Source organism: Bradyrhizobium sp. CFUWI, from assembly GCF_056429085.1.
This window is the reverse complement of record NZ_JBWJZE010000021.1, coordinates 72295-86100: the sequence shown is the minus strand read 5'-3', so window position 1 is coordinate 86100 and position 13806 is coordinate 72295. Positions and strand designations below refer to the sequence as shown.

The 13806-nt window shown below is 65.6% G+C and carries 17 protein-coding genes; 9 read left to right on the top strand and 8 right to left on the bottom strand.

From position 1 onward, the window contains the following. The first annotated feature begins 148 nt into the window (after window positions 1-148). From AC066S_RS31965 to tsaA, 3 genes are read left to right on the top strand one after another with little or no spacing between them, the layout of a single operon-like run. Window positions 149-889 carry an AzlC family ABC transporter permease gene (locus AC066S_RS31965; protein ID WP_135169379.1) on the top strand — a complete coding sequence of 247 codons (741 nt, stop codon included), beginning with the start codon at window positions 149-151 and terminating at the stop codon, window positions 887-889. Next, the gene (locus AC066S_RS31960) at window positions 886-1236 is read left to right on the top strand and encodes an AzlD domain-containing protein (RefSeq protein WP_478271475.1); all 351 of its coding nucleotides are present in this window, start codon (window positions 886-888) and stop codon (window positions 1234-1236) included. Before AC066S_RS31965 ends, AC066S_RS31960 begins: the two co-directional genes overlap by 4 nt. Before the next feature lie 30 nt (window positions 1237-1266). Then, entirely contained in the window at window positions 1267-1758 is a 492-nt protein-coding gene (tsaA, locus tag AC066S_RS31955) for a tRNA (N6-threonylcarbamoyladenosine(37)-N6)-methyltransferase TrmO (RefSeq protein ID WP_126258609.1), read from the top strand. A 119-nt stretch (window positions 1759-1877) separates the two neighbouring features. Here tsaA and AC066S_RS31950 read toward each other — a convergent pair whose 3' ends face one another. From AC066S_RS31950 to AC066S_RS31935, 4 genes are all read right to left on the bottom strand, one after another. Continuing rightward, a complete protein-coding gene (locus AC066S_RS31950; RefSeq protein ID WP_126258608.1) occupies window positions 1878-2306 on the bottom strand; it encodes an HIT family protein in 429 nt (142 codons plus the stop codon). 66 nt (window positions 2307-2372) lie between these two features. Next, on the bottom strand, window positions 2373-3629 hold the full coding sequence (locus AC066S_RS31945) for a GNAT family N-acetyltransferase (protein WP_478271474.1): 1257 nt from the start codon (window positions 3627-3629) through the stop codon (window positions 2373-2375). Between the two features lie 177 nt (window positions 3630-3806). Next, complete coding sequence (locus tag AC066S_RS31940) at window positions 3807-4553, bottom strand: glycerophosphodiester phosphodiesterase (RefSeq protein WP_126258606.1); 747 nt, start codon at window positions 4551-4553, stop codon at window positions 3807-3809. Between the two features lie 6 nt (window positions 4554-4559). After that, window positions 4560-5027 (bottom strand): RidA family protein, encoded by a 468-nt coding sequence (locus tag AC066S_RS31935; protein ID WP_018321130.1) that lies wholly within the window; start codon window positions 5025-5027, stop codon window positions 4560-4562. A gap of 249 nt (window positions 5028-5276) precedes the next feature. Between AC066S_RS31935 and AC066S_RS31930 the strand changes: the two genes are divergently transcribed. Next, complete coding sequence (locus tag AC066S_RS31930) at window positions 5277-6122, top strand: cell envelope integrity EipB family protein (RefSeq protein WP_167771961.1); 846 nt, start codon at window positions 5277-5279, stop codon at window positions 6120-6122. A 316-nt stretch (window positions 6123-6438) separates the two neighbouring features. After that, window positions 6439-6840, top strand: a complete 402-nt coding sequence (locus tag AC066S_RS31925; RefSeq protein WP_135163700.1) for a RidA family protein — start codon at window positions 6439-6441, stop codon at window positions 6838-6840. Window positions 6841-6925: 85 nt separating this feature from the next. On the opposite strand, the gene AC066S_RS31920 is transcribed toward AC066S_RS31925, so the two are convergent. Further along, the gene (locus AC066S_RS31920) at window positions 6926-7321 is read right to left on the bottom strand and encodes an ACT domain-containing protein (protein WP_478271473.1); all 396 of its coding nucleotides are present in this window, start codon (window positions 7319-7321) and stop codon (window positions 6926-6928) included. 65 nt (window positions 7322-7386) lie between these two features. Between AC066S_RS31920 and AC066S_RS31915 the strand changes: the two genes are divergently transcribed. Next, entirely contained in the window at window positions 7387-7896 is a 510-nt protein-coding gene (locus AC066S_RS31915; RefSeq protein WP_478271472.1) for a DUF4269 domain-containing protein, read from the top strand. A 24-nt stretch (window positions 7897-7920) separates the two neighbouring features. On the opposite strand, the gene AC066S_RS31910 is transcribed toward AC066S_RS31915, so the two are convergent. Together AC066S_RS31910 and AC066S_RS31905 are read right to left on the bottom strand one after the other, a co-directional pair. Continuing rightward, window positions 7921-9210 carry a DNA polymerase IV gene (locus tag AC066S_RS31910; RefSeq protein ID WP_478271471.1) on the bottom strand — a complete coding sequence of 430 codons (1290 nt, stop codon included), beginning with the start codon at window positions 9208-9210 and terminating at the stop codon, window positions 7921-7923. Then, a complete protein-coding gene (locus AC066S_RS31905) occupies window positions 9207-9518 on the bottom strand; it encodes a DUF3572 domain-containing protein (protein ID WP_126258599.1) in 312 nt (103 codons plus the stop codon). The genes AC066S_RS31910 and AC066S_RS31905 overlap by 4 nt, the downstream gene beginning before the upstream one ends. Window positions 9519-9756: 238 nt before the next feature. On the opposite strand from AC066S_RS31905, the gene AC066S_RS31900 reads away from it, so the two are divergent. Both AC066S_RS31900 and AC066S_RS31895 read left to right on the top strand, forming a co-directional pair. Continuing rightward, on the top strand, window positions 9757-10122 hold the full coding sequence (locus tag AC066S_RS31900) for a response regulator (RefSeq protein ID WP_008130064.1): 366 nt from the start codon (window positions 9757-9759) through the stop codon (window positions 10120-10122). Window positions 10123-10136: 14 nt separating this feature from the next. Further along, window positions 10137-11510: a PleD family two-component system response regulator gene (locus tag AC066S_RS31895; protein WP_126258598.1), complete on the top strand. Its 1374-nt coding sequence runs from the start codon at window positions 10137-10139 to the stop codon at window positions 11508-11510. A 296-nt stretch (window positions 11511-11806) separates the two neighbouring features. On the opposite strand, the gene AC066S_RS31890 is transcribed toward AC066S_RS31895, so the two are convergent. Further along, window positions 11807-12418, bottom strand: a complete 612-nt coding sequence (locus AC066S_RS31890) for a TetR/AcrR family transcriptional regulator (RefSeq protein ID WP_478271470.1) — start codon at window positions 12416-12418, stop codon at window positions 11807-11809. Window positions 12419-12548: 130 nt separating this feature from the next. Here AC066S_RS31890 and AC066S_RS31885 point away from each other — a divergent pair, with 130 nt between their 5' ends. Continuing rightward, window positions 12549-13787, top strand: coding sequence for an MFS transporter (locus tag AC066S_RS31885; protein ID WP_478271469.1), 1239 nt, complete (start codon window positions 12549-12551; stop codon window positions 13785-13787). Window positions 13788-13806 lie beyond the last annotated feature (19 nt).

Genomic DNA, 13806 nt, shown 5'->3' with positions numbered 1-13806 from the left:
TGGATTCCGGGCTCGCGCTTCGCGCGCCCCGGAATGACGGTGAGGGTGCGGGTGCTACGCATGCCAGCCCCGCCGCGGGCTTCCTTGACGCGGATGCCCCCATTGCCCGTTATGCGGGCACGATTCCGTAACCCCGACCAAAGCTCCCGTGGCGCTTCCCCCGCTCGATTCCCCGCAATGGAATAGCCCCTGGCTTGCCTTCGGCTGGGGCCTGCGCTCGATCACGCAGACGATCCTCACCATCGTGCTGTTCGTGACCTATCTCGGCATCGGCGCGCTCGCGCATGACACCCATTTCAGCCTGCTCTGGGCGCTCGCCTCGACGCTGTTCGTCTGGGCGGGGCCGGCGCAGATCATCCTGATCACCACGCTCGGCTCCGGGGCCACCATCATCCAGTCGGCGATTGCCGTCACCGTCAGCGCTATCAGGCTGTTTCCGATGGTGGTCTCGGTGCTGCCGCTGATGCGCACGCCGACGACCAAGCGGCGCGAACTGGTCTTTGCCGCGCATCTCACCGCGGTGACGCTGTGGGTCGAATGCCACCGCTTCCTGCCGCTGGTGCCGCGCGAGCGGCGCATCGCCTTCGTTCACGGGCTCGGCTGCGGCCTCGTCTCGGTCTGTCTCGTTGCCAACACGGTGGGCTATTTCCTCGCCGCCAATCTGACGCAGACGCTCGGCGCGGCGATCCTGCTCTTGACGCCGCTGTCCTTCCTGTTCTCGACCGCGCGCAACAGCCGCGAGGTTGCCGACGTCGTCGCGCTCGTGCTCGGCATCGTGCTGTATCCGCTGGCCGCGAAGCTGAGCTCCGGCGTCGATATCCTGGTCAGCGGGGTGGTGGCGGGCACGATCGCCTATGGCGTGCATTGGTGGCGGGAGGTGCGCGCATGAGCGCGGCGCAGCTCATCGGCGACTGGCATGCGCTGGCGGTGCTGTTCGTCGCCGGCGTCGTTCCCAACCAGATCTGGCGCATGCTGGGCCTGTGGTTCGGCGGCGGCATCGACGAAGGCTCCGAGCTCTTGGTCTGGGTGCGGGCGGTCGCCACCGCCATCCTCGCCGGCGTCATCGCCCAGATCGTGGTCGAGCCGCCGGGCGCGCTGGCCGGCGTGCCTGATAGTCTGCGCTATGGGGCGGTGGCGGCCGGTCTCGTCGTGTTCCTGCTGACGCGCCGCTCGATCTTTGCGGGCGTCGTGACCGGCGAAGTCTTCATGCTGGCCGGCAAGTGGTGGTTGGGCTAAAACACGGCTCGACAGCAAGGAATTGGAAATATGGTTCGCAAGAACGAGCTCCGCGAGGGCGAGGTCGCCATCGAGCTCCCGCCCGCGGAGGATGCCGGCCTGATCTTCATCGGCCGCATCCGCACGCCCTGGACCTCGCGGATGGAAACGCCACGGCAGGGGCGTCAGGATGGCCCGATCTGCCGTCTCGAGATCTTCGAGCCGTTCGTGCCAGCCATCAAGGGCGTCGATTTCTACAGCAATCTCGAGGTGCTCTACTGGCTCGACCAGTCACGCCGCGACATCATCCTGCAGAGTCCGAAGAACAACGACAAGACACGGGGCACATTCTCGCTGCGCTCGCCGGTGCGGCCGAACCCGATCGGCACGTCGATCGTGAAGCTGGTCGGCATCGAGGGCAACGCCATCCTGGTGCGCGGGCTCGACTGCCTCGACAATACGCCGCTGATCGACATCAAGCCGGATCGGTGCGAGTTCACCCCGCTGGCGGCGCCGCAGCAGGGCGATTTCGAGACGGAATAGGCACGCAACTCCGTCGTCATTGCGAGGAGCGAAGCGACGAAGCAATCCAGACTGCCTCCGCGGAGGGATCCTGGATTGCTTCGTCGCAAGGGCTCCTCGCAATGACGGAGGCTGTGGGGCTACCCCGCCTTCAACGCCGCGATCAGCTTCGCCGCGTTTTCTTCCAGCACCTTGGCATCTTCCTTGCGGCTGGCGGGTGGCAGCATCGCCACGCCGTCGTGGCGCGGCATCACGTGCATGTGGAGGTGAAACACCACCTGGCCGCCGGCGGGCTCGTTGAACTGCTGCACGGTGATGCCGTCGGCCTTGAAGGCCTTCATCGCGGCGAGTGCGATCTTCTTCGCGCCGCGGGCGACATGGGCATAATCGTCGGGCGCGATGTCGAGAATGTTGCGGGCAGGGGCTTTCGGGATCACCAGCGTGTGGCCGGGGACGCGCGGCATGATGTCGAGGAAGGCGAACACGTGGTCGTCCTCGTAGACCTTGTAGCAGGGCAGCTCGCCGCGCAGGATCTTCGCGAAGATGTTGTTGGTGTCGTAGGCTGTCATGTTGGCGGCTCCCGAGAACTCTGCGCCTGGAATTTTGCGCTTACTGTCACCAGCAACGGCAAACCGTCAAGGCGCCTCGTCGGCGCCCTTGCGGAACGGGCCGAGCTCGGCGAGCTCCCGTCCGGCCTCGGCGACATAGGCGCGCTCGCGCTTGAGGTAGTCGTCGATGGCACGGCGCAGGCCCGGATCGGCGATGAAGTGGGCGGAATGGGTGGTGCGCGGCAGGTAGCCGCGCGCGATCTTGTGCTCGCCTTGCGCGCCGGCCTCGACATGCGTGAGGCCGCGTTTGATGGCGAAGTCGATCGCCTGGTAATAGCAGACCTCGAAATGCAGGAACGGATGATGCTCGACCGCACCCCAGTTGCGGCCGAACAGCGTGTCCGAGCCGATGAAGTTGATCGCGCCCGCGATCCAGCGATTGTTGCGGCTGGCCATCACCAGCAGCACGTCCTCGCTCATCGTCTCGCCGATCAACGAGAAGAATTCCCGCGTCAGGTAAGGCCGGCCCCATTTGCGTGAGCCGGTCTCCATGTAGAATTCGAAGAAGGCGTCCCAGGCCTCCTCGGTGATGTCCTTGCCGGTGAGCCAGTGGATGGTGACGCCCGCGGCCAGCGCATCGCGCCGCTCGCGCTTGATCGATTTGCGGTGTCGCGAGTTCAGCGTCGCCAGGAAATCGTCGAAGCTCGCAAAGCCCTCATTGTGCCAGTGGAACTGCTGGTCGGTGCGCTGCAGGAAGCCGTGCTTGGCGAGCAGCTTCCATTCCGCCTCGCGCGCGAAGGTGACGTGCACCGAGGAGGCCTTGCTGACGCCGCACAGGGCCACCAGCCCGCTCGCCAGTGCATCCATGATCCGCTCGCGGTCGACGCCGTCGCGGACCAGGAGCCGCGGACCCGTCGCCGGGGTGAAGGGAACCGAGACCTGGAGCTTCGGATAATAGCGCCCGCCGGCGCGCTCATAAGCGTCCGCCCAGCCGCGGTCGAAGACGTACTCACCTTGGGAATGCGATTTCAGATAGCAGGGCACGATTCCGGCGACGCGGCCATCGATCCTGGCCACGAGATGCCGCGGGCCCCAGCCGGTGCGGATGGTCGCCGAACCCGATTTCTCAATTGCGGAAAGAAAGGCGTGGGAGACGAAGGGGTTATAGGCAGGTCTTGAGAGGCCGAGGGAATCGCCTGAAGGGAGAGATGAGGTTCCCGGGCCATGCCCGTTGCAGGCCTTTTCGGTAAGGGCCTTGCCGGGATTGGCGCAGGCGTCCCAATCCCCGGGCGAGACCTCGCCAATGGACGGTACAGCCTCCAGGGTCATTTCGGATGATGCCATCGGGCCCAAGATCGTGCATTGCACCAGCGACTTCAAGGGGGTGGGGAGGCGCAGGTCGAGCGGCCACCACCGCCGTCATTGCGAGGAGCCCTTGCGACGAAGCAATCCAGAATCTCTCCGCGGAGGGATCCTGGATTGCTTCGCTGCGCTCGCAATGACGGTGGAGGGAGCCAAGCCCTACGGCACAAACCCTTCAAAAATCATCTGGTCCGCGTACTGCCCGACCCGGGTCCGCTGCTCGGGGGTGCGGACGGTCCAGCCGAGCAGGGCGCAGCCGAAGGCGTTGCGGGCGATCCAGGGGGCGGGGGCCGGCAGGTCGTCGACCCGAAAGGCCACGAAATGGGGTTGGGTGCGAAAGCCGTGGCGCAGGTACAGCATGCTGTCGCGCTGCTCCCGCGTGAGCCTGGCCCAGTAATCGTCCTCATAGGTCCGCTGCGCGACGATGCCGCGCGGACGGGAGGGCAACAGCTCGCGCAGCGCCAGCACCTGGTCGGGATCGAAGGACATGCCGACGGCTGGCCCCTCATAGGACGCCAGCACCTCGGCCATCCGCTTCACCAGCTTGCGGTCGCCGCCAAAATGGCTCTTCACCTCGATCACCAGCGGCACGCGGCCGGCGACGAGGGCGCAAAGGTCGGACAGCGACATCATCCGCTCGGGCGTGTCCTTGAACCTGATCGCCTTCAGCTCGGCCGCGGTCTTCGAGATCACGTCGCCGGTGGCCTCGGTGAGGCGGCCGAGGGCATGGTCGTGATGCACCATGGCCTCGCCGTCGGCGGAGAGCTGGATGTCGACCTCGATCGCGAAATTGCCTGCGATCGCGGCTTGCACCGCGCCGGGCATGTTTTCGACGATGCCACGGGAGATGTCATGCAGGCCGCGATGGGCGACCGGCCGGGCTGTCAGCCAATCAGGCGCGCGCATGTCGCGTCAGGCGACCTCGAACACGCCGTCGACCTCGACCGCGGCATCGGCGGGCAGCGAGGCGACGCCGACGGTGGTGCGGGCATGGCGGCCCTTGTCGCCGAAGGCGGCGACCATCAGGTCGGAGGCGCCGTTGAGCACCTTCGGCCCGTCCAGGAAGTCCGGCGCCGAGTTGATGAAGCCGCCGAGGCGCACCACGCGCACCACCTTGTCGAGATCGCCGAGCGCCGCCTTGACCTGGGCCAGCAGGTTCACCGCGCAGCCGCGCGCGGCCGCGGCGCCGTCCTCGATGGAGACGCCGGCACCCAGCTTGCCCTTGGCGATCAGCTTGCCGGCGGGATCGAAACAGACCTGGCCGGAGACGAACAGCAGGTTGCCGGTGCGCACGAACGGGACGTAATTGGCGACGGGGGTCGGGGCCTCATGCAGCTTGATGCCCTGTTCCGCCAGCTTCTGCTCGACCGTGCCCGCCATGTCCGACCTCGTTGTCCAAAAAATCCATTCGCCCCGGCGCGTCCGCAAAAGTGGCCGGGCGCGCCCTGTTTCGCCCATCGGGCCGCCACATGCAAGCAACCGGAAGGGGCCGTATTTTGTTGAGGTCGGCCAGCAGGTTCAGCGCGAGGGCCGCAACTTTACGTGAAACGGCCTCAGTTGCGACGCAATGGAACGGTCATTAAAATGTCGAATCTGCGCTTCGCAAGGACGCGTCCCCAAGGAATAGACATGGTGCACCTTTTCCGGACTTCGCTCGGTGTGATGGCGCTCGCGGCGGCCAGCTTCGGCCTCGGCGGGGGCGCGCAGGCCGCCAACGGTCCGTTCCTGCCGCACCAGGCGCTCTATGACCTCAGCCTGGTGAAATCGCGCTCCAACTCGGTCAACAGCGCGCGCGGCCGCATCCTCTACAACTTCACCGGAAGCGCGTGCGAGGGCTACACGTCCGAATTCCGCCAGGTGTCCGAGCTCGACAGCGGCGAGGGCAAGGTCACGCTCAGCGACCTCCGTTCCAATTCCTGGGAGGACGCCGCCGGCAAGAGCTACCGCTTCAAGATCGAGACGCGCATGAACGAGGCCGATGCCGGCCGGGTCGACGGCACGGCCGAGCGCGACGGCGACCACATCAACGTCAAGCTGAAGCTGCCGGCGCCGAAGAGTTTTACCCTCGACGGCACGATCGTGTTCCCGACCGAGCAGATCCAGCGCATCATCGCCGCCGCCAGGGACGGCAAATCGCTGCTCGAGCTCTCGGTCTATGACGGCTCCGACGACGGCCAGAAGGTCTACAACACGCTGACCGTGATCGGCCAGCCGATCCCCGCCGACCGTCCCACCTCCGCCGATCCGTCGACGTCGGACGAGCACATGAAATCGCTCAAGCGCTGGCCGGTCACCGTCAGCTATTTCGACCGCGACGCCCAGCAGAAGGAGGGCGAGCAGACGCCGGTCTATGCGATGGCGTTCGAGCTGTACGAGAACGGCGTCTCGCGCCAGCTCGTGCTCGACTACAACGACTTCGTGATTTCCGGTGCGATGGGCAAGTTCGACGTCAAGGACAGCAAGCCCTGCAATTGAGGGGGATTTCCCCGCGCGCGCGGTGCCGTAGGGCGGGCAAAGCGACTTGTCCGCCATAGCTCGAAGAGCGATGGCGGAAGCGTGCCCACCATCTGTTGCCATTGAGAAAGATCGTGGGCACGGCGCTATGCGCCTTTGCCCACCCCACGAGATCTCTCTCCTCCGTCATTGCGAGCGTAGCGAAGCAATCCAGAGTCTCTCCGCGGAGAGATTCTGGATTGCTTCGTCGCAAGAGCTCCTCGCAATGACGGGACTGGCTCTCTGCTCTCTCTCCAGCTACGCTCTCTCCCAACCAAAAACCTCAGGGAGCCAGCCCATGCCCAAGCTCGACCATCTCCGCCCCAGCGGCCTGCATCACAATCCCGCTTACTCCCACGTCGTCACCGCCTCAGGCGCACGCACCATCTACATCTCGGGCCAGGTCTCGGTGGACGAGGAGGGACGGATCGTCGGCGAGGGGGATATCGCCGCGCAGACCACGCAGGTGATGCAGAACCTCGGCCACGCGTTGAAGGCGGCCGGCGCGAGCTATTCGAACATCGTCAAGATCACGACCTTCGTCGTGAACTACAAGCCGGAGCTGCGGCCGATCATCGGCAAGGCCCGCTCGGCCTTCTTCGAAGGCATGGAGCCGCCGGCATCCACGCTTGTCGGCGTCTCCGCGCTCGCAGCGCCGGAATGGCTGATCGAGATCGAGGCCATTGCGGTCGCGGATTGAACTGACTTTAGGATGGGGAGAGCGCAGCGAAACCCATCCTCTCGCCCGGAAAGAGCTTGATGGGTTTCGCTGCGCTCTACCCATCCTACTCTGCTGACAGCTCTTGTAGAACTGCCATCGCTACGTCCACCCTGTCAACGGGCACGAAGAGATGGTCATGATGGAAGGCCGAAACGGCGTTCACGCTGATGCCGGCTTCGGCCAGAGCTGAGGTGACGGCCGCCAGAAAGCCGACCGCATCGAGCGCGGAGTGAACCGTCAGGGTGATCAGGCGCGAGGCGAAGTCGTAGCGCAGTCCGGCACGCTCGGCATCCTCACGCCGCATCACCAGTGTCGTGCCTTCATGCTCGCGGAACGTCAGCAGGCAAGTGGCGGTCGGAAGGGGCTCGTCGTGCGGAATGGTGCAGAACACGAAGATGTCCCCATGCAGGTCCGGCTTCATGTTGCTCAACAATGCGCCGAGATCGAGCTCACCTGGCATGGCGCGTTGCCTTCCGCGGATGATTTCGCAATCCTGCGACAGTAACCGGTGCTACACGAACTGCAATGGACTACGAAGCTGCGATTGAAAGTTCAGGGGTGTTGGAGACGCTTCGTGCGTTCGACCCGCGCGTGGTCGGCACATTGCCCCTCGGACTTGCCGTGTCGGGCAGCGACGTGGATGTCGTCTGCCACGCCTTTGATCCCGTCGGCTTTGCCGAGACGATTTGGCGGCGATATCATTCCTGCGCTGATTTCCTGATCTATCAATGGACGTCTGCGGGGCGTCCATTGGTTGCGCGCTTCGTGTGGGGCGGGTGGCCGTTCGAGATTTTCGGAGCGCAACGACCGGTCGACGAGCAGCCGGGATGGTTGCACTTCGAGATCGAAAGAAGGCTTCTGGCACTCGACGATGGTCGCCTGCGCAGCGCCGTCGCTCGGCTGAGATCGCAGGGTGCAAAAACGGAGCCAGCCTTTGCCGCCGTGCTCGAGATCGCCGGAGATCCCTATCTCGGTCTGCTCGATCTCGTCCACGAAACGGACCATCAATTGCGAGACCGGCTGAACGGGCTGTAACCAAGAGCGCGGGCCGACCGGCGATCACTCCGGCGCCTTCTCCGGGCCCTCATAGGCGATGCCGCGGATCACCGCGGCGCTGCCGAACTTCTTGCGCAGGCTGTCCACCGCGCGCTCGGCGTGGGCGGCGCGGCGGTCGAGCATGTCGGTGTCGTCGGCGGGCGAGCCCTCGCGCAGCGCGCTGACGCCGGCGCCCATCAGGCGGAAAGCGGTGCCGTCGATCTCTTTCGCCAGCATCTCGCGGCAGATCGAGAAGATCTTCGCGGCGAGCTGCGTCGGGGCGGCGATCGACTGCGAGCGGGTGCGCTGGCGGAAATCGGCGGTCTTCAGCTTCAGCGTGACGGTCGAGCCGGCGAGCTCGCCGCTCTTGAGCCGCGACGAGGTTTTCTCGCACAGCCGCCACAGGATCTTCTCCAGCGTCGCGAAATCGCGGATATCGCTCTCGAAGGTGGTCTCGCTGGAGATGGTCTTGGCGCCGCGGTCAGGCTCGACGCGGCGGTCGTCGATGCCACGCGCGAGCCGCCACAGCCTGCGGCCCTCGCTCGGAAACTTCCGCATCATCTCGATCTCGTCGGCCTTCTGCAAATCGGCGATGATGTGGAAGCCGCGCTGAACGAGGCGCTCCTGCGTGGCGGGGCCGACGCCGAAGATGAAGCCGACCGGCTTGTCCGCCAGCATCGCGCGCGCCTCCTCCTGGTCGAGCGCGGCAAAGCCGCGCGGCTTGTCGAGGTCGGAGGCGATCTTGGCCAGGAACTTGTTGCAGGACAGGCCGACCGAGACGGAGATGCCGATGTCGCGCTCGACCTCGCGGGCAAAGCGCGCCAGCACCTTGGCCGGGATCATGCCGTGGACGCGTTCGGTGCCGGAGAGATCGAGGAAGGCCTCGTCGATCGAGAGCGGCTCTACCAGCGGCGTCAGCGCCTGCATGGCCTGGCGCACCTCGCGGCCGACCCGGACATATTTCGCCATGTCGGGCGGGATCACGATCGCATGCGGGCAGGCTTCGAGTGCCCGAAACATCGGCATCGCCGAGCGCACGCCATAGGTGCGCGCGATGTAGCAGGCGGCCGACACCACGCCGCGCTTGCCGCCGCCGATGATGACCGGCTTGTCGGCGATGTCGGGGTTGTCCCGCTTCTCGACCGTGGCGTAGAAGGCGTCGCAGTCGATATGGGCGATGGTCAGGCCCGCCAGTGCCCGGTGGCGGACGAGGCGAGGGGAACCGCAGGCCGAGCAGCGCCGCACCCCCATACCCAGATCGGCCAGACAATCCCGGCAGAAGCAGCGGGGCCCGGCCGGGTCGGGGACGGTCACGGCACGTCGCGCTCCCAGGAGGGGTCGCCGAGCGCGTCGCCGAGGACCTGCCGCGCTGCGGCGACGTTGGTCGGATGCAGCTCGACGGAGCCGGCAAAGGCCTTCACGGTGGCGTCATCGCGCATCACGAAATCGAGCACGCTGAGCAGGAAATTGGGGTCCGCGGCGGCATTGCGCAGGGTCTCCGGACCGACCCCTGTCTCAGCCAGGAACAGGCCCAGCCGCTCGGGTTCGCTCGCAACGAAGGACAGAGCCTGAATCGCAACGATTTCAGCGACTTCGCGGGGGTTGTGAACAGGCTTTTTCAAGGGGACAATTTGCCTTTCCGTTAACTTTCGGTGTCTACTTTGCATCATGCCCGAGTCTCGCCTCTGAGTCTTCCGACCCCAGACAAGCAGCTGGAAACCACATCGCAGAAAGTCGACCCTCGGGTTTAACGAAACTCAAGCGAATCTGAGGCTAGTTTGAATCCAGTTTTCGAAACGCCGGAAAGCGGCGTCTGAGGCGTCACATGGACCGGTCCTTCGGACCAATCGGGAGGGCGGGATGGCCAAGACCGTCCTGATCGTGGAAGACAACGAGCTCAACATGAAGCTCTTCCGCGACCTGTTGGAGGCGCACGGCTACCAGACCTCCGGCACCAGCAACGGCTACGAGGCGCTCGACCTCGTTCGCAAGATGCGGCCCGACCTGGTGCTGATGGATATCCAGCTGCCGCAGGTCTCCGGGCTGGAGGTGACGCGCTGGATCAAGGACGATCCGGAGCTGCGTTCCATTCCCGTCGTCGCGGTCACGGCATTCGCGATGAAGGGCGACGAAGAACGCATCCGCGAGGGCGGCTGCGAGGCTTATTTGTCCAAGCCGATCTCGGTCGGCAAATTCATTGAGACGGTCCGGCGTTTTATCGGATAGGAAGTGAGTTCACAGTGTCTGCGCGTATCCTGGTCGTCGACGACGTTCCTGCCAACGTCAAGCTGCTCGAGGCCCGCCTTTCCGCCGAATATTTCGACGTGATGACCGCCTCGAACGGCACCGAGGCGCTGGCGATCTGCCATCGCGCCGAATGCGACATCATCCTGCTCGACGTGATGATGCCTGACATGGACGGCTTCGAGGTCTGCCGCCGCATCAAGTCCGACCCGGCCACGCATCACATTCCCGTCGTCATGGTCACGGCGCTCGACAGTCCTTCCGATCGCAATCGCGGCCTCGAGGCCGGCGCCGACGATTTCCTGACCAAGCCCGTCTCCGACGTCGTGCTGATCGCGCGCGTGCGCTCGCTGACGCGGCTGAAGATGATGACCGACGAGCTGCGCATGCGCGCCATCACCTCGCTCGAGATCGGCATGCAGGCGCCGGAGCGCAGCGCCGTCTCCGACACCGGCAAGGGCGGCCGCATCCTCCTGGTCGACGACCGCCAGTCCTCCTACGAGCGGCTGGCGACGATCCTCGCCGCCGAGCACACGATCGACGTCGAGCCGAACCCGACGGAGGCGCTGTTCCACGCCGCCGAGGGCAATTACGACCTGCTGATCGTCTCCCTCGACCTCAACAATTTCGACGGCCTTCGCCTCTGCAGCCAGGCGCGCTCGCTGGAGCGCACGCGCCACGTGCCGATCCTGGCGATCGCCGACCCCGAGAACGCGACGCGGCTGCTCCGCGGCCTCGAGATCGGCGTCAACGACTATTTGCTGCGTCCGATCGACAAGACCGAGCTGTTGGCGCGCGCCCGCACCCAGATCCGCCGCCGCCGCTACACCGATCATCTTCGCGACAACGTGCAGAACTCGATCGAGATGGCGATCACCGACGCGCTCACCGGCCTGCACAATCGCCGCTACATGGAGAGCCATCTGGCAACGCTCGCCGAGCAGGCCGCGACCCGCGGCAAGCCGCTGGCGCTGATGATCCTGGACATCGACTTCTTCAAGTCGATCAACGACAATTACGGCCACGACGCCGGCGACGACGTGCTGCGCGAATTCGCGGTGCGGGTGCGCAAGTCGATCCGCGGCATTGATCTCGCCTGCCGCTACGGCGGCGAGGAGTTCGTCATCGTGATGCCGGAGACCGATCTGCACGTCGCCGGCATGGTCGCCGAGCGCCTGCGCCGCTCGATCGCGGGCGAGCCGTTCGCGATCCACAAGGGCGCCAAGCGCATCGAGGTCACGATCTCGATCGGCCTCACCACGCTGGAGCGAAAGGGCGAGGCGGTCGCCGACGTCCTCAAGCGCGCCGACACCGCGCTCTACCGCGCCAAGCACGACGGTCGCAACCGCGTGGTGTCGCAGGCGGCATGAGGCCGCTCGCACAAGATTTGCGAAAACAACCCCATGCACAGTAGCCGGCGCGAGCGGGATCAATGGGTTACGCGGGTGGCGAAATGGCCTTGCGCTGCTGGTCGCGCCCTTTGACCCGTCGGGCAAAACAGGAGCATGTTGGTAGGATCGCGACGGTCCCCCAAGCTCCGCTGTCATTCTCCGCAGAAGCTGGGAATCCAGTACGCCGCGGCTTCTCGGTTCAATCACAATCGGCTCTGGAATACTGGATCACCCGCTTTCGCGGGTGATGACACCGTCCGATGCGGCGACGATGGTCAGCGTGGTGGACGTCTGTTTTGCGTCGTCGCAGCCTTCACTGCGTCGGCCGGCACATCCACCCCCGCATTCCGCAACAACACCTTCGCCGCGTCCTTCGCCGCGCGCGCCATCGCGGGGTCGTCGCGGACGAGGTCCTGCGCGATCGAGCCGTCGACCAGCAGCACGAGCTGCGTTGCGAGCGCGTCCGCATCAGCCACGCCGAGCTCGTTCAGGCGGTCGCGAAACCAGAGGCGGCGGCTTTCCTTGAAGGCGATCGCGATCTTCTTCACGGCGCGGTCGGCAGGCCCGAGCTCAGCGACCGCGTTCACGAACGGGCAGCCGCGAAAATCCTTGGCCGCAAAACGCCGCTCCAGCGAATCGAAGGTGGCGAGGATCTGCTCGGCCGGCGGCTTGTCGGAAGGGGATGCGTGCACGAATCGGCGCTCGAGATAGGCCGCGATCAGCGCATCCTTGGAGGGGAAGTGATTGTAGAGCGTGCGCTTGCTGATGCCGGTCTCGGCCGCGATGGTGTCGACGCCGATCGCGCGAATGCCTTGCAGATAGAACAGCTTGTCGGCGGTCTGGAGGATCCGCTCTTTCATCGTCTGTGGGGCGGGCGGGGGAGCCATGCAGCAGAAAGCGTCCTGTTCGCTTGACAGCACCTGCCGATCATAGCCTAAGTACACAGGTCTGTGTAACCAAAATCAGCGGCAAAAGCAGACGGCGGCATGTGCGCCGTGCCCAAAAGGGAGAAGAAGAATGCCCCTGCTGCAGGTCCTGCGTCCGACCTTGCCGATCCTGATCGGCGCCTCGATCATGCTGACACTGAGCATGGGGCTGCGGCAGTCGCTCGGCATCTTCATGCAGCCGCTGACGCACGACATCCACATCTCGATCTCGGATTTCACGCTGGCGCTGGCGGTGCAGAACCTCGCCTGGGGCTTTCTGCAGCCGCTCGCCGGCGCGATGACGGTGCGCTACGGCTTCCGTGCCATCATGATCGCGGGCGCGCTGATGTATATCGCGGGGCTCGCACTGATGGCGACCGCGAACGGGCTCTTCAGCATCATGGTCGGCGCCGGCGTGCTGATCGGGACGTCGCTGGCCTGCACCGCGGCTGCGATCGCGATGTCGGTGGCGGCGCGTGCGGTGCCGGAAACGGTGCGCTCGACCGTGCTCGGTATCGTCTCCGGGGCGGGTTCGCTCGGCGCGTTGTTGTCGGCGCCGATCGGGCAGATGCTCAACGAGGGGTTTGGCTGGCGCATCGGCCTTGCCGGCTTCGTCGTCATGTCGGTGCTGATGATCCCTGCGGCCTGGTACGCCGGCCGCGTCGATCAGGTCCCGCTGCCCAAGCCCGCCGCCGACGACATCGTCGATGCGACCGCGGCGGCGGCGACGAAGGCGGCGTTCGGCAACGCCTCTTTCGTGGTGATGACCTGCGCCTATCTGGTCTGCGGCATGCAACTGGTGTTCCTCACCACGCATCTGCCGTCATATCTGGCGATCTGCGGCCTCGATCCGATGCTGAGCGCGCAGACGCTCGGCATGATCGGCGGCTTCAACGTGCTGGGCTCGCTGTTCTTCGGCTGGGCCGGCCAGCGCTGGAACAAGCTGGCACTGCTCGGCGGCATCTACATTCTGCGCTCGCTGGCGCTCGCCTGGTATTTCACGCTGCCGGCGACGCCGTTCTCGACGCTGCTGTTCGGCGCCATCATGGGCTTTTTGTGGATGGGCGTCGGCCCGCTGGTCGCGGGCGCGGTCGCCGAGATGTTCGGCCTGCGCTGGCAGGCGATGATCCAGGGGCTCGCCTTCATGAGCCACCAGATCGGCAGCTTCCTCGGCGCCTACGGAGGAGGAGTGCTCTATGACGCGCTCGGCTCCTACACCATGGCCTGGCGCATCGGCGTGGCGCTGGGGCTTGCCGGCGGCATCGTGCAGGTCGCGTTCGCGCTGGTCAGGCCGTCGCAGCCGCCGGCGCCCGTGCTGCGGACGGCGTAGGCGGAACGTGTGATCGCTT